Here is a 25,762-nt window from a genome sequence, read left to right as displayed (position 1 = left end):
ATCACGATTCAACAAGATCCGCAGTCCCGTCCGGGGCTGCGGATTTTTTTATGTCGTCAGAAATCGTAGCCGATTGTGGCGGTCAGCGTCCGCTCCGCGCCGCGATAGCAGTAACCGGTGCCGTAGCAGGCTGCCAGATACTTTTTATCCGTCAGATTGCGGGCATTCAGCTGCAGCCAGGCACCTTTCAGATTCGGCTGCCACGCGCCCAGATCGGCGCGCAGTGAGGCGTCAAACAGGGTCACCGACGGCAAACGGGTGGTGTTTTCGTTATCGGCCCACTGGCGGCCAATGTAGCGCACCCCGGCACCCGCGCTCAGGCCGTAATCAAACTGATAATGCCCCCACAGCGACGCCATGCTATTTGGCGTGACGTACGGCGTATGGCCATCGTTGCCGTCCACGGAATCCTTAAAGCGCAGATGGTTGAGCGTATAACCGGCGACGGTGCTGAACCGTTCGGTCAGCTGGCTGCGCGCCTCCAGTTCAATGCCCTGTGCATGCACTTTGCCGGACGGGGTGTAGGTGCCGTCCTGCACGTTACGGTTGGCCACATCGTTCTGCGTCAGATCGTACAGGGCCACGCTGTAGAGATCGCGCGTGCCGTTCGGCTGGTATTTCACCCCGGCTTCATACTGTTCTGAGGTGGTCGGTTTTAGCTGATTCCCGTCGGGATCGGTCAGCGAAGCCGGGGTTATCGCCTGGCTCCAGCTGACGTACGGCGACACGCCGTTATCAAAGGCGTACAGCAGCGCGGCGCGGCCGCTGACGTGATCGTCCTGACGACGACTATTGCCATTCTCTGACACGATGCGGTCATAGCGACCAGACAGATCCAGATGCCAGCGCTGCCACGCCATCTCATCCTGCAGATAGAGGCTGCTCTGATAGTAGCGGCGCGTCTGCGCTGTCCAGAGGTAATCCGGCTGGCTGCCGATGGCCTCGCCGCTCCAGGCATTCAGCGGTGAGGCAGCGCCGCTGGCGTCGCTCAGATCATTTTTGTAGCGGTGATACTCCGCGCCGAGCGTGACGCGATGCTGCAGCGCACCGCTGGCAAACTCCGCCTGCAGCTGGTTATCGGTCGCCCACGCGCTGAGCAAAGAGCGCTCACCAGAGTAGTAGCGATTGAGCAGGTCCGGATTGTCGCTGTTCCAGCCAATCTGGTACACCTGGTCGAGCGCCACGCTGGAATGGCTGTAGCTGCCGGTGCTGTGCACCGACCATACCTCATCGAAACGGTGCGAAAAGTCGTAGCCGTAAATCTGCTCATGACGTTTGAACTGATCCAGCGCGCTGTCGCCCTCATAGAAGCCGTCGCTCAGCCAGCGGCCATTGTGGCTGTACAGCGTGCCTTCCGCCGGCACCGAGCCGTGATAGCCGCCTGAGGGATCTTTTTGCAGATAAGCACGCAGCAGCAGGCTGGTGTCTTCATCCGGCTGCCACAGCAGCTGGGGTGACAGGGCGTATTTCTCTTCGCGCGTGTGGTCGTACTGGGTATCGCTGTTGCGCGTGATGCCGGTCAGGCGGTACGCCCATTGATCGTTAATTGCGTCGGTGTAATCAAAGGCGGCGCTGTTACTGGCATTGCTGCCGGTGGCGAAGCGTAAATGGCCCTGTGAAGCAAACTGCGGCCGCTTCGTGACCATGTTCACCAGCCCGCCCGGCACCGTCTGGCCATAAAGGGCAGAAGAGGGGCCTTTAATTACGTCGATGCGGTCAAGGAACCAGTTATCCACCTGCAGGATGTTGAAGCTGCCGCCGTCGCTCATCACGCGCAGACCGTCAAGGAAGGTGTTGTCGACGTCACCGCCGTGGAAACCGCGCAGCGAAATGGTGTCGTAACGCGTGGCCGCGCCACCAAAGTTGGTGAAAACCCCCGGGGTATAGCCCAGCGCCTGGTTCAGATCCTGCGCGCCCTGATCGTCAATCTGCTGACGCGTCACTACGGAAATGGACTGCGGCGTGGTGACGAGTGGACGATCGCTTTTCGTGGCGCCGCTGCGGGTGGCGAGATAGCCCGCCGTAGGCGAGGTGGCGCTCTCCTGCGGCTGTGCGGTGACCACCAGAGAGGGTTCGGCTACGCCGAGTGCCGGAAACGCCAGCGCCAGCGCGCACAGCAGCCGGCCACGGTTGAGGGGGAACAGCGCGGTCATAATGATTCCTTTGGCTGAGAACAAAAGCCGCACCACACCAGCGCGGCGGTTAATGATGAGAAAAAGAGTCATTTTAAGATTGAGAATTATTATCTTTTAGTAAGGGGTGTTTCAAGATGTAAAAGATAAGTAATGGAAAAGTGTGATGCGCAGGGGGATGCCGCAGCGCCGGGCGTGGCCATCGCCTGGCTGTGGCATCGGGCTTGAGAAGCAGGTGCGCACGCCGGCGCACCTGACGTCAGGGTTATTTCGCCGCGTTTAGCGTCGGCATTGAGGGGATGTCGCGCGTGCTGTCACAGGTTTTATCTTTCGGACAATACTTATCCAGCAGCTTCAGCGTTACGCCGTTGGTCCAGCCAAAGCCGTCCTGCAGCGGATACTCGCCGCCGCCACCACCGCCCAGCTGGGCGCCGTCGACCACATACTTCTCAACCAGCTTGTGCTCGCGATCGTAAGTTTGCTGCACATTTTGCAGGAAGCGCTGACCGATCTGCTGTGCCAGCTGGTTCTGCTTGTAGTGCTCCAGACCTTCGACCGCTACCCACTGCAGCGGGGCCCAGCCGTTAGGCGCATCCCACTGCTGGCCGTTGTTTACCGTCGTGGTGACCAGCCCGCCCGGTTTCAGCAGCTGTTTTTCCACTGCGGCGGCGGTGCGTTCCGCCTGCTTGTCGCCCGCCAGCTGCATATACAGCGGGAACAGCGTGGCGGCGGTGAGCTGGTTGTGCACCTGCTTTTTCTGGAAATCGTAGTCGGCATACCAGCCCTGTTTGTCATCCCACAGGTAACGATTGATCGCCGCCTGGCGCTTCTCTGCATCCGCCGCAAACTGCTGCGCTTTATCATTCTGTTTTGCCAGCTTCGCGGCTTTCGCCAGCGTCTGCTCCAGGTGGAACAGCAGGCTGTTGAGGTCCACCGGGGCCAGCTGGGTGGTGCGAATCGAGGCCAGATTGTGCGCATCGGTGAACCAGCGTGAGCTGAAGTCCCAGCCCGAGGCGGCGCCCGCGCGCAGATCGCGATACACCTGCTGTTTATTGCGCTCAGGCGCTTTTTTCGCGGTGTTGACATCGTCCAGCCAGGATTCGGTGCGCGGCACGTCACGGTCATCCCAGTAGCGATTGAGCAGGGTGCCGTCGCTCAGCTTCACCACGCGCTTGCTCGCCTGGCCGGCAGCCACCTTATCGCTGTCCGCCATCCAGTAGTCATACTCTTTTTGCAGCTGCGGCAGATACTGGCGGTAAACGTCGTCTCCCTTGTGGCTGGCCAGCAAATCCACCATCAGGCTGAAGAACGGCGGCTGCGAGCGGCTGAGATAGTAGCTGCGGTTGCCGTTAGGGATGTGGCCGTACTTGTCCAGCTCGCTGGCGAAGTTGTCCACCATATCCTGCACCCGATCCCAGTGGCCGCTCTCTGCCAGCCCGAGCATGGTGAAGTAGCTGTCCCAGTAATAGACTTCGCGGAAACGCCCGCCTGGCACCACGTACGGTTTCGGCAGTGGCAGCAGCGAATCGTACTGGCTGGCCGTTGGCGTGCTGCGCGTCAGCACCGGCCACAGACCATTGATGTGCGCGCGCAGGCTCTGGCCGGCGGGCGGCACGTATTTATCCTGCGCTTTGGGCAGGGTGAAGTTGGTATCCACGAAACGCCTGAGATCGAAATTACGCTGATTTTTCTGCATCTGCCAGTCGGCGAGAATCGACGCCGGGTCATATTTGGGGACCGCATCGGCAAAGGTTTTCTGGTCCGGATAAAATCTGGCCTGCTGCACGGCACTGAATAGTGGGCCGAGTCGCACATCCGGCGGCTGCGGCTGGGCGCTGAGCATGCGGCTGTTATCCTCAGCGTGCACAGCAGACGCGCTCAGCAGCGCCGCGCTGAGCAATAGGGTAAGACGCGCAGGCGTAAACACTACATTTTTTATCATCGGTTTTTCTCCTTGTCCGAAAAGGTGGTGCGCTAACGCATTGACCACCCGAACAACTTTAGACGTTAACGCGCCGCTTAGCCTTTTGCAGCGGCGGAAATGTGAAGCCTTCGCGATTAATCGCCGGAAAATTGCGGTGCGGTGCGGGTTTTTACTTGCCCTGCGCCGCTATTTGACTGAGGCTGAAAGAAAAAAAGGAGAGCAGTATGGAGATCATCTGGTATCACCCGTCACTGAATCCGCAGCCGTGGCTGGACGGCATGCGCCAGCGTCTGCCGTCGGTGCGCATCCGCCAGTGGCAGCCGGGCGACAGTGCACCCGCCGACTACGCCATTGTGCGATCGCCGCCGGTGGAGATGCTGGCGGGACGGGCGCTGCGTGGCGTATTCGCCATGGGGGCCGGCGTGGACGAAATTTTGCGGCAGCTGCGCACATACCCTGAGATGCTGGCTGAAGCGGTGCCGCTCTACCGGCTGGAAGACACCGGCATGGCACGCCAGATGCAGGAGTATGCGAACTGGTGCGTGCTGGGCTGGTTCCGCCGCTTCGCCGACTATCACCAGCAGCAGCGACAGGCGCTATGGCAGCCACTGCCGGACCGCGAACGTGCTACTTTTACCATTGGCGTGCTGGGGGCAGGCGTGCTCGGCCGCAGCGTGCTGGAGAGCCTGCGCCAGTGGGGCTTCCCGCTGCGCTGCTGGAGCCGCTCGCCGAAGCAGATTGCCGGTGTCACCACTTTTCACGGCCGCGACCAGCTGGCGGATTTTCTCGCTGACAGTCAGGTATTAATTGATTTGCTGCCCGCCACGCCGGAAACCAGCAACCTGATCAATGGCACGTTTCTTAGCGCGCTACCGCGCGGCGCCTGTTTCCTCAACCTCGCACGCGGTGCGCACGTGGTAGAGGCCGATCTGCTGGCGGCGCTGGAGAGCGGTCAGCTGGCCGCCGCCGCGCTGGACGTATTCCAGGTGGAACCGCTGCCGGCCGCGAGTCCGCTGTGGTCTCATCCGCGTGTCATGATTACCCCGCATAATGCCGCCACCACCTTGCCGCATGAGGCGATGGACTATATCGCCGGTGCCATCACGGCACTGGAGCAGGGCCAACAGCCGCGCGGTCTGGTCGATCGCCAGCGTGGCTATTAATTCAGCAGAGGAGAAGAGGATGTATCCCGTCGATTTACATATGCATACCGTGGCCAGCACCCATGCGTACAGCACGCTGCACGATTACGTCGCGCAGGCGAAACACAACGGCCTGAAGCTGTTCGCCATTACCGATCACGGTCCGGACATGGCCGATGCGCCGCACTACTGGCATTTTGTGAATATGCGCATCTGGCCGCGCGTGATTGACGGCGTCGGCGTGCTGCGCGGCATTGAAGCCAACATCAAAAATCAGCAGGGTGAGATTGATTGCAGCGGGCCGATGCTGGATGCGCTGGATTTGATCGTCGCCGGCTTCCATGAGCCGGTCTATGCGCCGCGCGACAAGGCTCACCACACCGAAGCGATGATCGCCACCATGGCCAGCGGACTGGTGCACATCATCAGCCATCCGGGCAACCCGAAATTCCCGGTGGATATTCGCGCCATCGCGGAAGCCGCCGCGCACTACGATGTGGCGCTGGAGATCAACAACTCGTCGTTTACCCATTCGCGTCCGGGCAGTGAACCTAACTGCCGCGCGATTGCGGAAGCGGTGCGTGACGCCGGTGGCCGGCTGGCGTTTGGCTCCGATTCGCACACCGCCTTTACGCTCGGCGATTTCGAGCACTGCCTGCGTATTACGCGCGAAGTGGATTTTCCGCAGGATCGCGTGTTAAATGTCACGCCGCGTCGCCTGCTCGACTTTCTCGAACAGCGCACCGGCAAACACATTGCGGAATTTGCCGACTTTTAACTTTTTTGCCTCAAGGAATTCTGTTGCATGAATGAGTTTTCCATTCTCTGCCGCGTCATCGGCTCGCTGTTTAATCGCCAGCCGCAGGACCCGCTGCTGGTGCCGCTGTTCACCCTGCTGCGCGAAGGCAAACTGAAAGATCAGTGGCCGCTGGAGCAGGATGAACTGCTGACCCGGCTGCAGCAGAATAGCGATCCGCAGGCGCTGGCGGCGGATTACAACGCGCTGTTCGTCGGCAGCGACTGCAGCGTACCGCCGTACGCCTCACAGTGGCCGAACGGACCGCAGGAAGCCGAGGTGCGGGCGTTTTTAACCTCACGCGGTATGCCACTGAGCGAGTCGCCGGCCGATCACTTTGGCGTGCTGCTGCTGGCGGCCTCCTGGCTGGAAGATCAGTCTGCGGAAGATGAGGCGGCGGCCCAGCTGGCGCTGTTCGATGACTACCTGCTGCCGTGGTGCGGCGCCTTCCTCGGTAAAGTGGAAGCCCACGCCACCACCGCGTTTTATCGCACGCTGGCGGCGCTGAGCCGTGAGGCGATTCAGGCGATGTATGACGAACTGCGTGAAGAGGGCGACGACGCCTGAGTCGTCACCAGCAGGGATGGCTGCTGCCGGGCAGCTGCGCCGGTGCCGCGCACAGCATCGGCGTACCGGGCAGATAAGCCGCGGCGCGCAGGCGCTCGCCAATCCCCCAGCGATTGATCTCCAGCGCGCTCAGCGCATCGTGCGGCTGCGGCGTAATGCCGCGCTGTTCGCCTTGTGGCGCTGCGCCGTGCTGCTGAAGCAGCAGCGCGGTACGCGCCAGCGACAAACGCGCCTGCCAGCCGGTGCCGTTAATTCGGCGCTGGCGTAATCCTTCCAGCACCGCGGCCGCCATCATATAGCCGGTGGCGTGATCCAGCGCCTGCACCGGCAGCGGCGTCGGTTTAACGCCTGCCTGCCAGCGCATACCCTGTTCGGCGATGCCGCAGGCCATCTGCACCAGGCTGTCAAAACCGCGCCGGTTGCGCCACGGCCCGTGCCAGCCCCAGGCGTTGAGGCTGACATCCACCAGCCCCGGCGCCAGCCGCTGACGGCTCTCCGCATCCAGCCCCAGCTTTTCCAGTGCGTCCGCGCGGTAGCCGTGCACCAGCACGTCCGCATGCTGTAGCAGCGTAATCAGCCGATCGCGCCCGGCGCGGGTTTTGATATCCAGCTGCGCGCAGCGTTTGCCGCAGTTGATCTCCTCTTCCAGCGTCGGTTCACGCCAGCCGGGCGGATCGATGCGCAGCACCTGCGCGCCGAGGCTGGCCAGAAAGCGGGTCGCTACCGGTCCGGCAATGATGCGCGTCAGATCCAGCACCCGCACGCCGAGCAGCGGGCGCGCCGGCAGCAGCGCCCAGCCCGGCGTGGGCGCTTCGCCGGTTGCCCGTTGGGCAATCAGCGCTTCTTCGCTTACCGCCAGCCCCTGCGCGTGCTGCTGCCACTGCTGTGCGCTGCGCATCCAGGCGGCACAGCCGCCGGCGTCGACCACGGCCTGCTCCAGCGCGTGTCCCTGCCAGCGTGCCACCCCCGCCGCCAGCGATGACCGATCGGCGTGCTCGCCCAGCACGCGTGCCATGGCGGCGCGATGATGCGGTGCGTTGGTGTGCAGGCGGATCCAGCCATCCTCGCACGGATAGTCACCGGCCAGCGCATCCCACTGGGCGACTGCTGGACGGTTCAGCGGCGTCAGGCTGTGCTGAAACCAGCGCGAGGCCAGGCGGACGTTGACGCTGACCGGGGCCGGACGCCCCAGCAGATCGCTCAGCGCCTGGCTGGCGAGGCCGATGCTGGTGGCGGCGAGTTCGCTAACGGCAAAAGCCGAGGGGAAGCTGTCGGTCTGAAGAAAGTGGATCGTCGGCGCGTGTTCCGCACCCCGCAATCCCTGCCACAGTTGCTGCCACAATGCGGCAGCGCGTTGAGAATCCATGCTAAACCTCCGGAAAACACGCGAGCTTCAAGCATAGCAGAGTGGATTAGCGGCGGCGCAGACGCGGAAAGCGGGCATGCATGCGCAGGTTACGCAGGTTAATCACCGCAATCGCCGTCCCCAGCACCACCAGCGAGGCACCCAGAATTTTGAAGCTGTTCATGCTGTCGCCCAGCACCAGCACGCCCATAAGTACCGCCAGCACCGGCGTCAGCAGCGAGTAGGGCATGATCAGGTTGACGTTATATTTTTTCAGCAGCGCGTACCACAGCGTGTAGGCGACAATTGACGAGGCGAGGGCGCTGTACAGGATGCCAAACCAGCCGCGCCAGCCAGCCTGACTCAGCGCGGTAAACTGCTGCGATTCAGTCAGCCACGAGGCCGCGCCGACAATCGGCACCGCAAGGAAGGAGATCCAGCCGGTGAGCGTCAGCGGTTTAATCGGCGGTGACTTTTTCACAATCATATTGCTCACTGCCCAGCCGGTGGCGCTGCACAGCAGAATACACAGCACCCACCACGCCGGAATTGTCGGGCTGCCGGAGAGCACCACCACCCCGGCCAGCGAGATGGCGATACCGCACAGCTGCACCAGCCGCAGTTTCTCCTTCAGCACCACCATCGCCAGCAGCATGGCAATCGGCGTGCCCAGCTGGACCACAATGGCCCCGGTGCCGGCATCGGTATAGCGCATGCCGACAAACAGCAGCGAAAAGTGCATGAAGCCAAAGGTAAACGCCAGCGTCAGCAGCCACGGCAGCTGGGCGCGCGTGATGCGGCAAAACGGCACCAGCACAATAGCCACCACCACAAAGCGCATCCAGGTCAGAAACAGCGGCGGAAGCTCCAGCAATCCCCACTTTATCGCCACGTTATTGAACGCCCAGATGCACACCACCATCAGAACCAGAAAAAAATGCCGCACCGCCACGCTGCTGTCCTTTGTTTTATCGATGTTGTCACCGTCTAATGATGGCACGAAGGCGATCGGTTGGCGCACGCGGACGACGCTTTTTTTCGTAATGGCATTAGCTTATGCCGAAAAATCCAGGACAGAGGGCAAATTTACTGTCAGAGTGGATGTCCGAAACACGATCATTTGAGGACCGTATTCGGCATGACACAGACCCGCACCTTACCCCTTGCTCTGATTCAACTCGAAACGCCGCCGCCGCAGGTGGTGGCAAAAATTGGTGAACAACCACAGTGGTTTATTGCAGCCCTGGCGCTACAGCCGGATGATTATGTCATTGTGCGGCCGCATCTCGGGGAAGAGCTGCCGGCTTTCTCTGGCATCAGCGGTGCGATTTTCAGCGGTTCGTGGGCGATGGTGACCGATCACGCCGACTGGAGCGAGCGCACCGCCGCCTGGATTCGTGCGGCCATCGACGCGCAACTGCCGCTGCTCGGCGTTTGCTATGGTCATCAGCTGATGGCCTATGCGCTGGGCGGTAAAGTGGGCGATAACCCGAACGGCTGGGAGCGCGGGCTGAAAACCCTGACGCGCACCCCGCACCGCGATCCGTGGCTGGCACAGTTGCCGGAGGCCTTCCCGGCGTGGTTGTCGCACCGCCAGTCGGTGCTGGTACCGCCGCCGCAGGCACAGGTGCTGGCGCGTTCAGCGCTGGATGGTTGCCAGATCCTGCGCTACTCGCCGCAGGCGCTGTCGGTGCAGTTCCATCCGGAATTCGACCATAACATCATGACCGCCTGTCTGCCTTCCGGCGTCAGCGATGATGGCGCGCAGCTGTCTGGCGAAGACTGGGCGCGCGAGCTGCTGCAGCGTTTCTGGCAGCAGACGCGCCCGCAGGCGCAGGCTCAGGGCGCGTAATGCCGCGTGCAGCGATAAACCCACGCGGGTGGCATATTCTTCAGCACCCGCTGGCGCTGCCAGGTGAAGTAGCGTGACAGGCTGGGCTGGGTCAGCGAGGTGTACTGAAACTGGACAAACACGCCGCGCGGTCCCAGTCCTTCATGCACCGCGCTGAGAATGGCGTCGCGCGTTGCGGGCGGCAGCGACAGCAGCGGCAGGCCGGAAAAAATCACATCGTACTCCCCGGACAGATACTCTGCCGAGCAGGCGCGCACCTGCATGCGCGCATCGTTCCAGCGGCGTAACCCTTTTACCAGTTCGGGACTGATTTCAAACACATCCAGCTGCGCCTGCGGTGCCATATGTGCCAGCAGATGACGGGTCAGCACGCCGTCGCCGGCACCCAGCTCGGCAATGCGCAGGCTGTGCTCCCAGTTGACCGTTTCACACATGGCGCGACACAGGGCGGCTGAAGAGGGCGTGATGCTGCCCATTTTGCGCGGATTGCGGATAAATTGCTGAACGAAGTTCGCTTTGGCGCGCATTACCATCAGGGCTGAAGCCAGCATCTTGTTCTCCTGTTCACGGGTCTGCTTCATATTGACCGCACAAATCGCACATGTTCCGCTTTTCATCGCGCTTATGGCCAAACTCGGAATTATCTGTCTGCGACAGGCGCAGGTTATGGCGTGACGGCAGGGCAGTTTCTTAATGCCTTCTTTTCCTTCGATGCGGTCACAGTTTCCCGCTGAGCGATCTGACAGGCTGGCATTGTTCGCTCAATGTTAATAACAAGTTTAAATGTTGTTAATCGCTACTCTGTCCCGCAAGGAGAAACACCATGCGTTACGCTGCTCCGGGAGAAACCGGTTCTCTCATCCACCTGCAATCGCGTTATGGCAACTTCATCAACGGCGAATTTGTTCCGCCGGTAAACGGTAACTATTTTGTTAACACCACGCCGATCAACGGTTCGACCATCGGCGAATTTCCGCGCTCGGATAAACAGGATATCGACAACGCCGTGGCCGCCGCGCAGGCCGCTGCGGACGCATGGGGCAAAACCTCGCCGCAGGCGCGTTCGCTGCTGCTGCTGAAAATTGCCGACCGGCTGGAAGCCAATCTGGAAGCCATCGCGGTCAATGAAACCTGGGATAACGGTAAGCCGGTACGTGAAACCCTGGCGGCTGATTTGCCGCTGGCGGTTGACCACTTCCGCTACTTTGCCGGCTGCGTGCGCGCCCAGGAAGGCACCGCGGCAGAGATCGACGAATTCACCGCCGCCTACCACTTCCATGAGCCGCTTGGGGTCGTCGGACAAATTATCCCGTGGAACTTCCCGCTGTTGATGGCGGCGTGGAAACTGGCGCCGGCGCTGGGTGCCGGTAACTGCGTGGTGCTGAAGCCCGCCGAACAGACGCCGCTCTCCATTACCCTGTTGATGGAGCTGATTAAAGACCTGGTGCCGCCGGGCGTGATTAACGTGGTGCACGGCTACGGCAAAGAGGCCGGCGAGGCGCTGGCTTCGCATCCGGGTATCGCCAAGATCGCCTTTACCGGATCGACCGCCACCGGCGGCCACATTCTTGAGCTGGCGGCAAAAAGCCTGATCCCGTCCACCGTCGAGCTGGGCGGCAAGTCGCCCAACATTTTCTTTGAAGACATCATGCAGGCGGAGGAGAGCTTCATCGAAAAAGCGGCCGAAGGCGTAGTGCTGGGCTTCCTCAATCAGGGCGAAGTCTGTACCTGTCCGTCACGCGCGCTGGTGCAGGAGTCGATTTTTGAGCCGTTTATGGCGGCGGTGATGAAGCGCATCCAGACCATTAAACGTGGCGATCCGCTCGACACTGAGACCATGATCGGCGCGCAGGCGTCGCAGCAGCAGTTCGACAAAATTCTCTCTTACCTGGAGATTGCTCAGCAGGAGGGCGCGCAGGTGCTGCACGGCGGCGGGGTGGAGAAAATCGGTGAGGCGTTTGCCAGCGGTTACTACATTCAGCCGACGCTGCTGAAAGGTGATAACAGCATGCGCGTCTTCCAGGAGGAGATTTTCGGACCGGTGGTCGGCGTGCTGACCTTTAAAGACGAAGCGGAAGCGATTGCCATCGCCAACGATTCGATTTACGGCCTCGGTGCGGGCGTGTGGACGCGCGATATTAACCGTGCTTACCGCGTAGGTCGCGCGATCAAAGCCGGTCGCGTCTGGACCAACTGCTATCACCTCTATCCGGCGCACGCCGCGTTTGGCGGCTATAAAAAATCCGGGATTGGCCGTGAAACCCACAAAATGATGCTCGATCACTACCAGCAGACTAAAAATCTGCTGGTCAGCTACAGTACGCAGCCTCTCGGCTTTTTCTGATTTAACCGGCAGCGGTGCGCGCCGCTGCCGCCTTCATGGCAACGTCACACAGCCCTGTCACAGTGCTGACAGAAAAAACAGATTATTCCCCCTGTTATTAAGACGCGTCTTGTCGATATTAAGAGGCGTGAGTTTATACAGTAACGCACCGTTTTTAAGGAGAGAAGATGAACACCCTGTACCACTTTCAGGAGCAGCACGACGAAGTGCTGGATGCGGTCGAAGAGAATATCATTACCGTAAATCTGCCGGGCCGCCAGGCAATCTACGTGATTGGCCAGAACGACGACGATGCCGATCTGTTGCTGGACGTGCAGCTGCGCGGTGTGTGAGCGCAGCAGGGGCTGGCAGACAAAAAAAATCCGCAGCTTTTACGCCGCGGATTTTTTTATTGCAGGCCGGCTTATTTCACGCAGGCAGCACACTGGTTGTGGATCTGCTGGAAGAAGTCGTTGCCTTTGTCATCCACCAGGATGAACGCCGGGAAGTTCTCCACTTCAATTTTCCAGATCGCTTCCATGCCCAGTTCGGCATACTCCACGCACTCCAGACTCTTAATGCTCTGCTGCGCCAGCACCGCCGCCGGGCCGCCAATACTGCCCAGATAGAAGCCGCCGTGTTTATGGCAGGCATCCGTGACCTGCTGGCTGCGGTTACCTTTGGCCAGCATCACCATGCTGCCGCCGTTAGCCTGCAGCAGATCGACGTAGGAGTCCATGCGGCCGGCGGTGGTCGGACCGAGTGAACCGGACGCGTAACCTTCCGGCGTTTTCGCCGGGCCCGCATAGTACACCGGGTGATCTTTGATGTACTGCGGCAGACCTTCGCCGTTGTCGATGCGCTCTTTCAGTTTGGCGTGCGCAATATCACGCGCCACGATGATGGTGCCGTTCAGCGACAGACGCGTCGCCACCGGGTAAGCGGAGAGCTGGGCAAGGATCTCGCTCATCGGGCGATTGAGATCGACGCTGACCACTTCGCCTTCGCCCTGCTGACGCAGCGCTTCCGGGATATAGCGGCCTGGGTTGTCTTCCAGCTTCTCGATCCAGATGCCTTCGCGGTTAATTTTGGCTTTGATGTTGCGGTCAGCCGAGCAGGAAACGCCCATGCCCACCGGGCAGGATGCGCCGTGACGCGGCAGACGCACCACGCGGATATCGTGAGCAAAATATTTACCGCCAAACTGCGCGCCGAGGCCGAGTTTCTGCGAGGCTTCCAGCAGTTCCTGTTCCAGCTGCACGTCACGAAACGCCTGACCGTGTTCGTTGCCTTCGGTCGGCAGCGAATCGTAATAGTGGGTTGACGCCAGCTTGACGGTTTTCAGCGTGCTCTCAGCGGAAGTGCCGCCGATGACAAACGCAATGTGGTACGGCGGACAGGCCGCCGTGCCGAGCGACATCATTTTATCAATCAGGTAGTTTTTCAGCTTCGCTGGTGTGATCAGCGCTTTGGTTTCCTGATACAGATAGGTTTTGTTAGCAGAACCGCCACCTTTGGCGATGCACAGGAATTTGTATTCGTCGCCGTCAACGCTGTAGAGATCGATCTGCGCCGGCAGGTTGGTGCCGGTGTTGACCTCTTTATACATATCAAGCGGCGCATTCTGCGAGTAGCGCAGGTTATCTTCGATAAAGGTGTTGTAAACGCCCTGAGACAGCGCAGCTTCATCGCCACCGCCGGTCCAGACGCGCTGGCCTTTTTTACCCATGATGATGGCGGTACCGGTGTCCTGGCAGGTCGGCAGCACGCCTTTGGCGGCGATTTCCGAGTTGCGCAGGAACTGCAGCGCCACGTATTTGTCGTTCTGGCTGGCTTCATCGTCCGCCAGAATCGACGCCACCTGCTGCTGATGTGAGGCGCGCAGCATAAAAGAGGCATCGTGGAACGCCTGCTGTGCCAGCAGCGTCAGCGCTTTCGGGTCGACTTTCAGGATTTCTTCGCCGTCAAAGTTGGCCACCGAAACATGGTCGCGGCTCAGCAGATAGTACTCGGTATCATCTTTGGCGAGAGGAAAGGGATTCTGGTAGTAGAAGGGTTTGTTCGACATGTTGGCTCACTTAGCTTCGTGTTGCCCGCCAGCATGACGGGCGACAAATTAGGCGATCTGTTATTCGATTTTCTCTCGCCAGTCCGCGGCAAGAGCTGACTGGCGAGTATCATACCACTTTAACGTTATTACGCGGCTGCGTTTTTAACATCAAAGCAACATCATCAGAACATCATCACCATCCACGGGTAGGCAATGACCATCAGCGCCACCAGGAACAGGGCACCAAAGATGGTACCGAGACGCCAGTAGTCTTTGGTTGGCAGGTAGCCGCTACCGTAGTAAATCGGGCTTGGGCCCGTGCCGTACGGGGTGATAATGCCCATCACACCCAGTGAGGTACACATCATCAGGCAGAACACCGGCATGTTGATGCCCGGAATCGAGGCGGCAATGGTCAGCATGGCAGGCAGCAGGGCGGTGGTGTGCGCCGTGGTGCTGGCGAACAGATAGTGCAGCAGGTAGAAGGCGACCAGCAGCACCACCGCAGACACCTGCGGGTCGTAGCCGTGCAGCAGCAGCGCACCCTCTTTACCCAGCCAGGCGATGAAGCCCACGCGCGCCAGACCATCAGCCAGCGCGACCAGCGTGGCAAACCAGGCGAAGGTGTTCCAGGCGGCTTTGTTGCTGGTGATGTCGTTCCAGTTCAGCACGCCGGTCCACAGCATCAGCACGATAACCAGCAGGGCGGCCATCGCCGGTTCAATCCATGCAGTGGCGAAGATCCACATCATCAGCGCAGCGACCACGAACACCAGCAGCAGAATTTCATTGCGCGACAGCGGACCCAGTTTCTCCAGCTCGGCTTTAGCCCAGCGTGGCACTTCGTCATTCACTTTCACTTCTGGTGGATAGAGCCAGTAAGCCAGCAGCGGCATGGTGAGAATCAGCAGGATCCCCAGCGGCAGGAAGGCGAGGAACCACATGCCCCACGAGATATCAAAGCCAACCACGCTTTTTACCAGCGCCAGCGCCAGCAGGTTAGGGGCCAGCGCGGAGAGGAACATTGAGCTGGTGATACAGGCGGCGGTGATAGCAACCCACATCAGGTAAGAACCAATTTTGCGTGCGCTTGGGTCGTTAGGTTTAGAACCGTACAGCGGCGGCAGGTTGGCAATGATGGGGTAGATAGTCCCGCCGCTGCGCGCGGTGTTGGACGGCGTAAACGGTGCCAGCAGCAGGTCGGCAAAGGTGATGGCATAGCCGAGCGTCAGGCTGCGACGGCCGAGATATTTCACCAGAATCAGCGCCAGGCGGCGACCGAACTGGGTTTTATCGTAGCCGGCGGCAAACATGAAGGCGCCGAAAATCAGCCACACGGTGGAGTTGCCGAAGCCGCTCACCGCCCATTTAAACGCCTGTCCGGCCGTTTTGAACTTCGGATCGGCCAGTTCTGCCGGGCTGAACAGCACGTACTGGCTGAACAGCGCGATGATCACCACACCGGTCAGGCCGATGACCGCGCCCGGCAGCGGTTCGAAGATCAGGCCGACAATCACCCCGACGAAGATGGCGAAGAAGTGCCACGCGTACGGCTCCAGCCCGGCAGGGGTGGGCACCAGCAGCAACAGCACGGCAACCACGATCGGCAGGCACAACATGACTAGCCGGTTCTTTTTCCCCGGTGCGGCAGGTGGCGCCTTTAGGGGTTCACTCTGGGTTGTTTGTGTATTCATAGTTTTGGTCTGCAAGTTATGGGAATGCGATTGACGGCCCGGTCGGGTTGATTTTTTTAGTTACGAAACGCTTGTAGCAGATCAACCGGGACGTTTTAAAGTGTCTTTTACATGAATCTTCGTTATTGCAATTTTGCTTCGCGAATTATCAATTGAATGACGCTATGATGCGATTAATTAAAATATCTATTTTGATCTGGATCAATAAAATTATTAGCGGGTTTTTTGTTTTAACGTTTTGCGCCGTAATAAATGAACCAACAGGTGTAAAATATGTGTTAAAAGTGAACGGAACGGCAAAAATACCGCCAGAATCGGGCGAAGGGCGCTTTTTATCTCTTTGATATTACGTCATTTGTTTTAAATGTAAGGAAAAAGTTGATTTTTGTCAAGTATTGGTTAAAACTTAGCGGAGCGCGGATTTCAGCAATGAGCAATAAAAAGTATTTTCACGCGTAAAACTTATATAACTAACATTCTGGGTTATGTAACTAAATAAAATGGTATATTTATGCCATGAAGTCGGACCACTTAAATTAATTATAAAGACCTCCGAACTGCCAAAGAATTGAATACACGATTTCTTAATTCTGGAGTTGCTCATCATGAATACGCTCACCCCGATTCTTAATCCGCTGACATTACCGAAAGGTGCGGTGCTGAAAAACCGCCTGGTGATGGCCCCGATGACCACCTGTACCGGCTATTACGACGGCGGCGTGACCAGCGATCTCGTTGAGTATTATCGCGTGCGTGCCGGCAGCATCGGCACCGTGATCGTCGAGTGCGCCTTTATCGATAACCGCGGTCCGGCGTTCCCGGGCGCTATCGGCATCGACAGCGACAACAAAATCCCTGGCCTGGCCAGAATCGCGCACGCCATCAAGTCCCAGGGTTCTAAAGCCATTCTGCAGATTTACCACGGCGGCCGCATGGTTGAGCCGGCGCTGATCGGCGGGAAAACCCCGGTCGCGCCCAGCGCTATCGCCGCGCCGCGTGAAGGTGCCAGCACCCCGCAGGCGCTGACGGCGGAAGAAGTGGAGGTGATGATCACTAAGTTTGGTGATGCGGTGAACCGCGCCATCAAAGCTGGCTTCGACGGCGTGGAGATCCACGGCGCTAACACCTACCTGATTCAACAGTTCTACTCGCCTAACTCTAACCAGCGCGACGACAAATGGGGCGGCAGCCGCGACAACCGCGCGCGCTTCCCGCTGGAAGTGCTGGAAATCACCCACAAAATGGCGGAGCGCTTCGCCGCAGCGGATTTCATCATCGGCTATCGCTTCTCGCCGGAAGAGCTGGAAGTGCCCGGTATCCGCTGGGACGACACGCTGTACCTGCTGGAAAAACTGGCGGCGCGCGGGCTGGATTACGTGCACTTCTCTGTCGGCCAGCTGCTGCGTCCGTCGATTGTCGATTCCCAGGACCCGACGCCGTTAATCAGCAAATACATTGAACAGCGCTCGGCAACGCTGGCGAAAGTGCCGGTGATTGGCGTTGGCGGCGTGGTGAACAAAGAGGATGCCGAACTGGCGCTGGCCTCGGGCTTCGATCTGGTGGCGATTGGTAAAGCCTGTATTGCCTATCCGGACTGGGCCGATCGCATCATCAAAAACGAGCACATGGATCTGTACATCGATAGCACCAAACGCGAAGCGCTGACCATTCCGGAACCGCTGTGGCGCTTCTCGCTGGTGGATGCGATGATCCGTGACGTCAGCGATGGCCATCGTAAGTACAAAGCCGGCGTTTACCAGGCGAAAGTGGAAGCCGAAGCGCTGAAGCTGAAAATCAACGTAACGCTTGACACCGACCGTATCACCGACATCTCGCTGGTGCCGGATCCTAACCTCGACGTCGATTTCACCAGCACCTTTGAAAGCCTGCGTGAACGTATTCTGGTGGCGAACAGCCCGCACGTCGATGCCATCACCGGCGCTACCACGCAGAGTGAGGCGCTGAAGAAAGCGGTATCGCGCGCGCTGACCACCTCCAGCAAAGAGTATGTGATTGAAGAGGGCGGTAACCCGAATGCGCCGGTCAACTACGATGTGGTGGTGGTCGGTACCGGCGGTGCCGGTCTGGCGGCGGCGATTCAGGCACACGATGACGGCGCGCGCGTGGTGATCATTGAGAAGATGCCCACCATTGGCGGTAACACCATCAAAGCGTCGGTGGGGATGAATGCCGCGGAAACCCGTTATCAGAAACTGAAAGGCATCGAAGACAGCAAAGAGCTGTTCTACGAGGAAACGCTGAAAGGCGGCAAATTCAAAAACAATCCGGTGCTGCTGCGTGAGTTCGTTGAGCGTGCGCCAGAAGCCATTGAGTGGCTGGCGGCGAAAGACATTGAGCTGAGTGATATCACCATCACCGGCGGCATGAGCATTGACCGTACGCACCGTCCGGAAGATCGCTCGGCGGTGGGCGGCTTCCTGATTAGCGGCCTGGTGAAAAACGTTAACCAGCGCAACATCGAAGTGCTGCTGGAAACCTCAGTGGCCGAGATCCTGTTTGAAAACGGTGCGGTGACCGGCGTGAAAGTGGTCGATGAGTACAACGACAGCCGCATCCTGAATGCGAAAAGCGTGATTGTGGCCACCGGTGGCTTCAGTGCTAACCGCGAGATGGTGGTGAAATACCGTCCGGAGCTGGATGGTTTCGTCACCACCAACCACAAAGGCGCCACCGGCAGCGGTATCGCCATGCTGCAGAAAATTGGCGCCGAGACTGTCGACATGGGCGAAATCCAAATCCACCCAACCGTTGAGCAGACCACCTCGTACCTGATTTCCGAAGCGATGCGCGGCGGCGGGGCGATTCTGGTCAGCCAGGCCGGTAAGCGTTTCTACAATGAAATGGAAACCCGTGACAAAGTTTCTGCCGAGATTATCGCGCTGCCGGAAAAAAGCGCGTGGATCGTGTTCGATGAGCAGGTACGTGCCAACAACAAAGCGGCGGACGAATACATCGCCAAAGGCTTTGTGATTAGCGCACCAACGCCACACGAGCTGGCGGTGAAACTCAACATGGATCAGGAAACGCTGCAAAGCACGCTGGGCCGTTACAATGAGTTTGTGATTAACCAGAAAGACGAAGACTTTGGCCGTGCCACCGCGCTGCGTCATCCGCTCAATCAGGGGCCGTTCTTCGCGATTCGTATCGCACCGGGCGTGCACCACACCATGGGCGGCGTGACCATCAACACCGAGACCGCAGTGCTTGACGCGCAGAAACAGGTGATTCTTGGTGCCTGGGCGGCGGGTGAAGTGGTTGGCGGCATCCACGGTGCGAACCGCATCGGCGGTAACGCCGTCGCCGATATCATTATCTTTGGTATCAAAGCGGGCCGTAATGCCGCTAAACTGGCGTTAGGTAACTAAGCTATCACGATGCCCGCGCCCTGCGGGCATCGTTCTCTTGCGGGGCCACAATGACAAGCGACGCTGGCGTCCATTCCTATTCTGCCGTCCTCATGGGTTCGCCCATTCTGCTTAAACTGTTCGAAGACAATCCCACGCTGGCCAGCCAGGTCTTTCGCCTGATCAAACAGCAGGAAAACCTGTTTACCGTCAACCGCGCCGAATCTGAAGTGATGGCCATTAATCAGGCAGCCGGACGCCATCCGGTGGTGGTGAGCGCGCCGGTGTTTGCGCTGATTAGCGTGGCGCACGCGGTGAGCATCCTGCCGGACAGCGCGTTTAACTTCACTATCGGTCCGGTGGTGAAACGCTGGAAGATTGGTTTTCAGGGGCGTGAAGTGCCGCCCGCAGCGGAGATTGAGACGCTGCTTCGCCTGACCGATCCGCATCAGGTGGTGCTGGATGCCGAACAGCACTCGGTGTTTCTGCCGCTGCCGGGCATGGAGATCGATCTGGGCGCCATCGCGAAAGGCTACATCGCTGATGTGGTGCAGGCATTTCTGCGTCAGCAGGGTGTTGCGCAGGCGCTGATTAATCTCGGTGGCAATGTGCAGACGCTCGGCAGCCCGCCGCATCAGCCGCAGGGCTGGGGCATCGGGCTCAAAAAACCGTTTGGCCGGGACGATGAACTGCTGGGTACGCTGCAGGTGCAGGGCAAATCGGTGGTGACGTCCGGGATTTATGAGCGCTACTTTGAACGCGACGGCCGCTGCTGGCATCACATCTTTGATCCGCGCACCGGCTATCCGCTGGACAATGAGTTACTGAGCGTGACGGTGATTGCCGATCGCTCGCTGGATGGCGATATCTATACCACGCTGCTGTACGGCATGGGCGTAGAGCAGGGGCTGGCGTATCTCGCCGGCCAGCCTGACATCGACGCGGTGTTTGTCACCCGCGATCGGCAGATTATCTGCTCGCCGGCGCGCCATTTCCGCTTCAGCCAGCTGGATTTCAGCTGGCAGCTGCGTCACTGACAGTACTGCTGCAGCAGCGAATGGTACTCCGGCTGCAGGCGATAGCGATATACCGGGCGGCCGGTGGCACCGTAGTGAATGCTGGTGAACAGGATATTAATCTGCGCCAGCCAGATCAGGTATTTGCGACACGAAACGCGCGAAATGTTCACCTCTGCCGCCAGCTCGTCGGTGGAAAACTCATGGCCGGGATGGGCGTCAATCCACTGACACAGCGTGCGCAGCGTCTGCGGCGTTAAGCCTTTCGGCAGCCGTTTGTTGTCGTGCTGGGTGGCGGGGCTGCCGTGCATCAGCAGATCGAGGTCCGACTGCTGGTAGTAGTGCTGATTGTCCATCAGCGATTTTTTCTGCCGCCAGCCGGTCAGCGCCTCTTCAAAACGCGGGAACTGGAACGGTTTGATCAGGTAGTCGACTACGCCGTAGTGCAGCGAGGTTTTAATGTTCTCCGCGTCGGCCGCTGACGAAATGATGATCACTTCTACTGAACTCTGCGCCTGGCGCAGCTCCGGCAGCAGATCGAGCCCGTTCTCCTGCTGCATATAGATATCCAGCAGCACCAGGTCGATCGGCGTTTCGCTATTAAACAGGAACTCGCGCGCCTGCTGCAGCGTTGCGGCGGTACCCACGCAGTGAAAGCCCTGCACCTGGCCGATAAAGCTGCGGTTCAGCTCGGCCACCATGGCGTCATCGTCGACCACTAACACGTTAATCATGCGGTTTGGTTCCTCCATCCCACGGAAGTTGGACTAAAAATTGGGTGAACACGCCGGGCTCGGACTCCACGCTGACGCTGCCGCCGAGGTGCTCCGTCTGCTGTTTCAGCAGGAACAGGCCGACCCCGCGATCCTCGCCTTTGGTGGAGAAGCCCTTGTCGAACACGGTTGCCAGATGCTGCGGCGCAATGCCCGGTCCGTCATCGCTCACTTCACAGGTCAGCCAGCCGTTCTGATAATGCAGCATGACGTGGATTTCGCCCTCGGTCTGCTCGCTCATCGCATCCAGCGCATTCTCCACCAGGTTGCCGACCACGGTGATCAGCGCCGCCATTTGCTGCTCGTTGCCGCTGTCCGGCAGGTAACTGGCATCGCTGATGGTCAGACGATGGCCGCAATCAGAGGCGCGGTTAATTTTGCTGAGCAGAAAACCGGCAATCACCGGTGATTTGATCTTCTCCAGCAGGAAGCCGATTTCCGTCTGATAGTTATTAGCGGTCTTCAGAATATAGGCTTCTACCTGCGCATAATTTTTCATGTGCAGCAGGCCGAGGATCACATGCAGCTTATTCATGAACTCGTGCGAGCGCTCACGCAGGGCATCAACATAGTTTACCATGCCGGTCAGACGCTGCATCAGCTGGCTGATTTCGGTCTTGTCCCTGAAGGTGCAGACCGCGCCGATAATGCGTCCCTGACTGCGCACCGGCACGGTGTTGCTCAGCAGCAGTCGGCCATTGACGTTGAGCTCCTCATCGCGCCGTGCGCGACCGCCGTTGAGCACTTCCTGCAGATGCTGGTCGATCACCGAGGCATCATAAATGCGCGCGGTACTCACCACGCTGCTGCCCATTTTATCGCTCAGCAGCTGGCGCGCCGCCTGATTGACCAGCGTCACCTCGCCCTGATCGTCCATCGCCACCACGCCTTCCTTGACGGAGTTAAGGATCGCCTGGCGCTGCTCAAACAGGGTGGAAATTTCGTATGGCTCGAGGCCGAACAGGATACGCTTCAGCACGCGCACCAGAATGAAGGTGCCAACCGCGCCGGCAAAAGTGCCGATCAGAATGGTCCACAGAATGCTCCAGCGACTCTGGTTGATCTGGTCGGTGACCGCCTCCAGCGAGATGCCGATAGCCACCACGCCAATCTGCCGCTGCTGGGCGTCATACACCGGGGTAAACACGCGCAGCGATTTGGCCAGCGAGCCCTGATTCACGGAGACATTCTCGTTGCCGCGCAGCGCCGGTTCGATGTCCGGGCCGATAAAGTGTTTGCCCACCAGCTCCGGATTACGGTGCGAGTAGCGGATGCCATCCATGTTGGTGATGCTGATAAACAGCAGATGGTTGCTCTCTTCCACCGCTTTGGCGATGGGCTGGATAGCGGCCCGATCGGGCGGCAGGCGCAGCGCCTGCTGAATTTCGGGGGATTTCGCCAGCGTGCGCGCTACCGCCATGGCTTTATCCTCCAGCTGGCTGCGCGTCGCGGCCCCAATCTGGAAGAAATAAAACATGTGTACGCTCAGCAGCACCAGCACAATCACCGCGCTGAGCATTAGCGTCACCAGGGTGTTGAGCTTCATCGGTCGCCTGCGCGCCGGCGTGGCTTGCTGTGGAGAGGTCATGATCGTGCTCTGCGGAAAACGGGGGGCTATTATGACGGATAATCCGCAGCGGGTCGCGCTAAATGCAGGAAGGCCGTCAGCGATGACGACCTTCCGTGGGGGAGAGCGGGCGGGTTAACCCTGTTTCACCCGGTTAGCGAAGCTTTTACGCAGTTTCTGCAGCTTCGGCGGGATCACCGCCAGGCAGTAACCGTTGCGCTGGCCGGCACCATCCCAGTAATCCTGATGATAATCTTCTGCCGGGTACCAGGCTTTCAGCGGCTCGATGGTGGTCACCACCGGCACGCTGTGATCTTCCTGCGCGCGGGCAATTGCCGCAATCGCTTCGGCTTCCTGTTCCGCGTTAGCCGGGAAAATCGCCGAACGGTACTGGGTGCCGACATCATTACCCTGACGGTTCAGCTGAGTGGGATCGTGGGTGGCAAAGCTGATGTCCAGCAGATCGCCGTAGCTCACTTTCTCCGGATCGAAGCCTACGCGAATCGCTTCGGCGTGGCCGGTCGCGCCGCTGCACACCTGCTCGTAGGTGGGATTAGGACGTTCACCGCCGGTGTAACCACTTTCGACTGACTCGACGCCAATCACATCTTTAAATACTGCTTCGGTGCACCAGAAACAGCCACCCGCGATAATCGCATATTCGGTTGCCATTGTTTTACTCCTGTCAGGGCGAAAGCGTTAGAGTGGGGGTTCAGCACGCTGAATTCAAGCCGCTTTCTGTTAACATTTCTGGCGCAACCTTGCGCGGCTTAGCCCGCCGCTGCTCGCTCATCACGCGTAAACGGCCTGGGCTGGTGGCGTGCAGCATCACTTTGCCTTCACGCGCGGCACGTCACTAATACGCGTGGTGTAAGCCGGAGACAGCATGTCGCGTTTCATCGCCCAGGGTTTCTGAATGCCCTGACCGGCAAACCACAAGGCACCACGCTGGTGGGCGTTGATCTTATCCATCAGCGCCATCAGCTGATCGCTGTTACGGCGCGGCTGATAGTCAGCAAACAGATCAAGCTGCGCCACCCCGTCGCTGAAAAAGTCGCCCAGCATTACGCCGCCTTTCAGGTAGCGCTTGCCGGGGATCCAGATGCGATCCAGACAGTTGAGCGTGGCCTGAATGATGTCGCGGCTGTCGGCGGTAGGGGTAATCAGCGTCTGGCTGGCGGCGTTGGCATAGTAGGGTTGATGCGGATCGTGCGGGCTGGTGCGGATAAAGGTGCCGATGTAGCGGCAATACTGACGCTCGCTGCGCAGTTTCTCCGCTGCGCGTGCCGCATAGCTGGCGATGGCTTCGCGCATATCCTGATAATCGGTAATGCGATCGCCAAACGAGCGCGAGCAGAGGATATTTTGCCGGTGCGGAATCACCTCTTCAAACGCCAGGCAGGGTTCGCCGCGCAGCTCGCGCACGGTGCGCTCCAGCACCACACCGAAATGCTTGCGGATCAGCGCAGTGGGGGTTTCCGCCAGCTGCAGAGCGGTTTGAATGCCCATCAGGTTCAGCTTGTTCGATAAACGGCGGCCGACGCCCCACACTTCCTCTACGCCCACCCGCTGCATCAGGCCGCGCTGGCGCGCCGGATCAGAGAGGTCCATGACGTTTTCGGCTTTGGTCCAGCGTTTGGCCGCCCAGTTAGCCAGCTTGGCGAGGGTTTTCGTTGGCGCGATGCCGACGCCCACTTTCAGGTGCGTCTCTTTCCACAGGCAGTCACGTACCTGCTGTCCAAAGCGCGTCAGCGAGGTGTAGCCTTCAATTCCGCTGACATCAAGAAAGGCCTCGTCAATCGAGTAGACATCCACGCGCGGCGCCAGCCGGTCGAGCGTCTCCATCACGCGCGCCGACATGTTGCCGTACAGCGCATAGTTAGATGAAAACACCACCACCTGATGACGCATCAGCTCGTCGCGATGTTTAAACCAGGGCGCACCCATTTTGATGCCGAGCGCCTTCGCTTCGCGGCTCAGCGAGATAATGCAGCCATCATTGTTTGACAGCACCACGATCGGCCTGCCGCGCAGATCCGGGCGAAACACGGTTTCGCAGCTGGCGTAGAAAGAGTTTACGTCGACCAATGCATACATCATCGGCACCCTGAAAATACTGTATATAAAAACAGTATAGGTCAGATGCAGGAAAAATGAGAAGCAGAAATCGATCTGTCCGGCCAGGTTGCTGGTGGGGAAAAGAACAGGGTGGTTACAGACAGCAGGACGAAAAAAACGGCGTTCCCGTCAGGGAAACGCCGTGGGCCAGGGGCCAGTTACTGCGCGAGAAAAAACGTGTCACTGCCTGGTCTGACTGAACGTCAGGGCGACTTCTTGCTGCCCGCTTCCGCGCCGGTGATCGGATCAATCAGCGGATCGGATGCGGTGCGTGCGGCCAGTGCGTCAATGTCGCGCTGCTCATCCGGCGACAGTGTCACAGAAGGCAGACCATCGCCGCCATCCACCGCTGGTTGCGGATCGGCCACATAATCGAAGTTGTCATCGGAGTTCCAGCTACCACGCACGTCATCACCTTCCGACATGTTGTAGTAGTTGTGCGCATACTGCTCAATTGGCGGCAGCTTGCCCGGTGGGAAGTTGTCGCGAATGGAGTACAGCGCTTTCTCAAATGAAAGCTGGTGCGCGGCTTCACGCGTCATCAGGAAGCCTAACGCATCCTTTACGCCAACATCGTCAGTGACGTTGATCAGGCGTTCATAGATGATTTTGGCGCGCGCTTCGGCGGCGATATTAGAACGCAAATCCGCCGTCACTTCGCCGATGGTATCCACGTAAGCCGCGGTCCACGGCACGCCGCCGGAGTTGGTCAGCGGCGGACCACCGCCATAAAGAATCGAAGTCAGATGGCTATCGTTACCGGCACCCGTGATTGAGCGATACAGTTCGCCTTCCTCTTCAGTGCCTTCGGCCAGCTTGCCTTTGGCACCTTTATTAAGCATGCCAACCAGCGAGCCGATAATCTCAAGATGGCTGAGCTCCTCGGTAGCGATATCCATCAGCAGGTCGCGGCGTCCTAAATCCTCATCGCCGAGGCCCTGGGTAAAATAGCGCATGGCCGCAGCCAGTTCGCCCTGCGGACCGCCAAACTGCTCTAACAGCAGATTGGCCAGGCCCGGGTTCGGCGCACTGACGCGCACCGTGTACTGCAGTTTCTTAACGTGTCGAAACATAGCTCACCTCAAAAAGTCTCTTACG

The 25,762-nt window shown here is 59.2% G+C and carries 20 protein-coding genes; 8 read left to right on the top strand and 12 right to left on the bottom strand.

Annotated elements, in window-relative coordinates; translation table 11 throughout:
• Window positions 1-56: 56 nt before the first annotated feature.
• Both E7738_RS06530 and treA read right to left on the bottom strand, forming a co-directional pair.
• The gene (locus tag E7738_RS06530) at window positions 57-2,153 is read right to left on the bottom strand and encodes a TonB-dependent siderophore receptor (RefSeq protein ID WP_394516220.1); all 2,097 of its coding nucleotides are present in this window, start codon (window positions 2,151-2,153) and stop codon (window positions 57-59) included.
• 244 nt (window positions 2,154-2,397) lie between these two features.
• Window positions 2,398-4,074 (bottom strand): alpha,alpha-trehalase TreA, encoded by a 1,677-nt coding sequence (treA, locus tag E7738_RS06525; protein ID WP_394516219.1) that lies wholly within the window; start codon window positions 4,072-4,074, stop codon window positions 2,398-2,400.
• Window positions 4,075-4,280: 206 nt separating this feature from the next.
• Between treA and ghrA the strand changes: the two genes are divergently transcribed.
• The 3 genes from ghrA to E7738_RS06510 are packed head-to-tail and all read left to right on the top strand — an operon-like array spanning window position 4,281 to window position 6,561.
• Window positions 4,281-5,219 (top strand): glyoxylate/hydroxypyruvate reductase GhrA, encoded by a 939-nt coding sequence (gene ghrA / locus E7738_RS06520; RefSeq protein ID WP_127833939.1) that lies wholly within the window; start codon window positions 4,281-4,283, stop codon window positions 5,217-5,219.
• Between the two features lie 19 nt (window positions 5,220-5,238).
• A complete protein-coding gene (locus tag E7738_RS06515; protein ID WP_152391098.1) occupies window positions 5,239-5,976 on the top strand; it encodes a phosphatase in 738 nt (245 codons plus the stop codon).
• Window positions 5,977-6,003: 27 nt separating this feature from the next.
• Complete coding sequence (locus E7738_RS06510) at window positions 6,004-6,561, top strand: TorD/DmsD family molecular chaperone (protein ID WP_021506350.1); 558 nt, start codon at window positions 6,004-6,006, stop codon at window positions 6,559-6,561.
• Between the two features lie 4 nt (window positions 6,562-6,565).
• Here E7738_RS06510 and E7738_RS06505 read toward each other — a convergent pair whose 3' ends face one another.
• Together E7738_RS06505 and E7738_RS06500 are read right to left on the bottom strand one after the other, a co-directional pair.
• Window positions 6,566-7,927, bottom strand: a complete 1,362-nt coding sequence (locus E7738_RS06505; RefSeq protein ID WP_262255887.1) for a CoA transferase — start codon at window positions 7,925-7,927, stop codon at window positions 6,566-6,568.
• Between the two features lie 46 nt (window positions 7,928-7,973).
• The gene (locus E7738_RS06500) at window positions 7,974-8,858 is read right to left on the bottom strand and encodes a DMT family transporter (RefSeq protein WP_166710260.1); all 885 of its coding nucleotides are present in this window, start codon (window positions 8,856-8,858) and stop codon (window positions 7,974-7,976) included.
• Between the two features lie 186 nt (window positions 8,859-9,044).
• On the opposite strand from E7738_RS06500, the gene E7738_RS06495 reads away from it, so the two are divergent.
• On the top strand, window positions 9,045-9,758 hold the full coding sequence (locus tag E7738_RS06495) for a glutamine amidotransferase (protein ID WP_058780727.1): 714 nt from the start codon (window positions 9,045-9,047) through the stop codon (window positions 9,756-9,758).
• Here the strand turns inward: E7738_RS06495 and E7738_RS06490 are convergent.
• A complete protein-coding gene (locus E7738_RS06490; RefSeq protein ID WP_021506346.1) occupies window positions 9,746-10,309 on the bottom strand; it encodes a class I SAM-dependent methyltransferase in 564 nt (187 codons plus the stop codon). The genes E7738_RS06495 and E7738_RS06490 overlap by 13 nt on opposite strands.
• 272 nt (window positions 10,310-10,581) lie before the next feature.
• Between E7738_RS06490 and E7738_RS06485 the strand changes: the two genes are divergently transcribed.
• Window positions 10,582-12,102, top strand: coding sequence for an acetaldehyde dehydrogenase ExaC (locus tag E7738_RS06485; protein WP_021506345.1), 1,521 nt, complete (start codon window positions 10,582-10,584; stop codon window positions 12,100-12,102).
• Window positions 12,103-12,269: 167 nt separating this feature from the next.
• On the top strand, window positions 12,270-12,434 hold the full coding sequence (locus tag E7738_RS06480) for a hypothetical protein (RefSeq protein WP_021506344.1): 165 nt from the start codon (window positions 12,270-12,272) through the stop codon (window positions 12,432-12,434).
• Between the two features lie 71 nt (window positions 12,435-12,505).
• On the opposite strand, the gene fumA is transcribed toward E7738_RS06480, so the two are convergent.
• Together fumA and E7738_RS06470 are read right to left on the bottom strand one after the other, a co-directional pair.
• Window positions 12,506-14,149, bottom strand: a complete 1,644-nt coding sequence (fumA, locus tag E7738_RS06475; RefSeq protein WP_166709980.1) for a class I fumarate hydratase FumA — start codon at window positions 14,147-14,149, stop codon at window positions 12,506-12,508.
• 164 nt (window positions 14,150-14,313) lie between these two features.
• Window positions 14,314-15,825: an anion permease gene (locus E7738_RS06470; protein ID WP_058769656.1), complete on the bottom strand. Its 1,512-nt coding sequence runs from the start codon at window positions 15,823-15,825 to the stop codon at window positions 14,314-14,316.
• Between the two features lie 605 nt (window positions 15,826-16,430).
• Between E7738_RS06470 and E7738_RS06465 the strand changes: the two genes are divergently transcribed.
• The gene (locus E7738_RS06465; protein WP_394516218.1) at window positions 16,431-19,211 is read left to right on the top strand and encodes a flavocytochrome c; all 2,781 of its coding nucleotides are present in this window, start codon (window positions 16,431-16,433) and stop codon (window positions 19,209-19,211) included.
• 50 nt (window positions 19,212-19,261) lie between these two features.
• A complete protein-coding gene (locus E7738_RS06460; protein WP_152391094.1) occupies window positions 19,262-20,227 on the top strand; it encodes an FAD:protein FMN transferase in 966 nt (321 codons plus the stop codon).
• Here E7738_RS06460 and dcuR read toward each other — a convergent pair.
• The 5 genes from dcuR to E7738_RS06435 all read right to left on the bottom strand — a co-directional run bounded on the left by dcuR (window position 20,221) and on the right by E7738_RS06435 (window position 25,737).
• The gene (gene dcuR / locus E7738_RS06455; protein WP_152391093.1) at window positions 20,221-20,940 is read right to left on the bottom strand and encodes a two-component system response regulator DcuR; all 720 of its coding nucleotides are present in this window, start codon (window positions 20,938-20,940) and stop codon (window positions 20,221-20,223) included. The two genes, E7738_RS06460 and dcuR, sit on opposite strands and share 7 nt — an antisense overlap.
• The gene (locus E7738_RS06450; protein ID WP_132462880.1) at window positions 20,933-22,567 is read right to left on the bottom strand and encodes a sensor histidine kinase; all 1,635 of its coding nucleotides are present in this window, start codon (window positions 22,565-22,567) and stop codon (window positions 20,933-20,935) included. Before E7738_RS06450 ends, dcuR begins: the two co-directional genes overlap by 8 nt.
• A 114-nt stretch (window positions 22,568-22,681) precedes the next feature.
• The gene (gene msrA, locus E7738_RS06445; protein ID WP_021506337.1) at window positions 22,682-23,218 is read right to left on the bottom strand and encodes a peptide-methionine (S)-S-oxide reductase MsrA; all 537 of its coding nucleotides are present in this window, start codon (window positions 23,216-23,218) and stop codon (window positions 22,682-22,684) included.
• Window positions 23,219-23,374: 156 nt separating this feature from the next.
• On the bottom strand, window positions 23,375-24,643 hold the full coding sequence (umuC, locus tag E7738_RS06440) for a translesion error-prone DNA polymerase V subunit UmuC (protein ID WP_021506336.1): 1,269 nt from the start codon (window positions 24,641-24,643) through the stop codon (window positions 23,375-23,377).
• A 224-nt stretch (window positions 24,644-24,867) separates the two neighbouring features.
• The gene (locus E7738_RS06435) at window positions 24,868-25,737 is read right to left on the bottom strand and encodes a manganese catalase family protein (protein WP_021506333.1); all 870 of its coding nucleotides are present in this window, start codon (window positions 25,735-25,737) and stop codon (window positions 24,868-24,870) included.
• Window positions 25,738-25,762: the final 25 nt, after the last annotated feature.

The sequence above is a fragment of the Pantoea sp. SGAir0430 genome (assembly GCF_043549295.1).
Note: the sequence above shows the minus strand (reverse complement) of the source record. Positions and strands in the feature narration are given on the sequence as shown.

Coding starts and splice junctions, on each gene's coding strand:
- E7738_RS06530 (WP_394516220.1), bottom strand. CDS start 2,153: ATGACCGCGCTGTTCCCCCTCAACCGTGGCCGGCTGCTGTGCGCGCTG.
- treA (WP_394516219.1), bottom strand. CDS start 4,074: ATGATAAAAAATGTAGTGTTTACGCCTGCGCGTCTTACCCTATTGCTC.
- ghrA (WP_127833939.1), top strand. CDS start 4,281: ATGGAGATCATCTGGTATCACCCGTCACTGAATCCGCAGCCGTGGCTG.
- E7738_RS06515 (WP_152391098.1), top strand. CDS start 5,239: ATGTATCCCGTCGATTTACATATGCATACCGTGGCCAGCACCCATGCG.
- E7738_RS06510 (WP_021506350.1), top strand. CDS start 6,004: ATGAATGAGTTTTCCATTCTCTGCCGCGTCATCGGCTCGCTGTTTAAT.
- E7738_RS06505 (WP_262255887.1), bottom strand. CDS start 7,927: ATGGATTCTCAACGCGCTGCCGCATTGTGGCAGCAACTGTGGCAGGGA.
- E7738_RS06495 (WP_058780727.1), top strand. CDS start 9,045: ATGACACAGACCCGCACCTTACCCCTTGCTCTGATTCAACTCGAAACG.
- E7738_RS06490 (WP_021506346.1), bottom strand. CDS start 10,309: ATGCTGGCTTCAGCCCTGATGGTAATGCGCGCCAAAGCGAACTTCGTT.
- E7738_RS06485 (WP_021506345.1), top strand. CDS start 10,582: ATGCGTTACGCTGCTCCGGGAGAAACCGGTTCTCTCATCCACCTGCAA.
- E7738_RS06480 (WP_021506344.1), top strand. CDS start 12,270: ATGAACACCCTGTACCACTTTCAGGAGCAGCACGACGAAGTGCTGGAT.
- fumA (WP_166709980.1), bottom strand. CDS start 14,149: ATGTCGAACAAACCCTTCTACTACCAGAATCCCTTTCCTCTCGCCAAA.
- E7738_RS06470 (WP_058769656.1), bottom strand. CDS start 15,825: ATGAATACACAAACAACCCAGAGTGAACCCCTAAAGGCGCCACCTGCC.
- E7738_RS06465 (WP_394516218.1), top strand. CDS start 16,431: ATGAATACGCTCACCCCGATTCTTAATCCGCTGACATTACCGAAAGGT.
- E7738_RS06460 (WP_152391094.1), top strand. CDS start 19,262: ATGACAAGCGACGCTGGCGTCCATTCCTATTCTGCCGTCCTCATGGGT.
- dcuR (WP_152391093.1), bottom strand. CDS start 20,940: ATGATTAACGTGTTAGTGGTCGACGATGACGCCATGGTGGCCGAGCTG.
- E7738_RS06450 (WP_132462880.1), bottom strand. CDS start 22,567: ATGACCTCTCCACAGCAAGCCACGCCGGCGCGCAGGCGACCGATGAAG.
- msrA (WP_021506337.1), bottom strand. CDS start 23,218: ATGGCAACCGAATATGCGATTATCGCGGGTGGCTGTTTCTGGTGCACC.
- umuC (WP_021506336.1), bottom strand. CDS start 24,643: ATGTATGCATTGGTCGACGTAAACTCTTTCTACGCCAGCTGCGAAACC.
- E7738_RS06435 (WP_021506333.1), bottom strand. CDS start 25,737: ATGTTTCGACACGTTAAGAAACTGCAGTACACGGTGCGCGTCAGTGCG.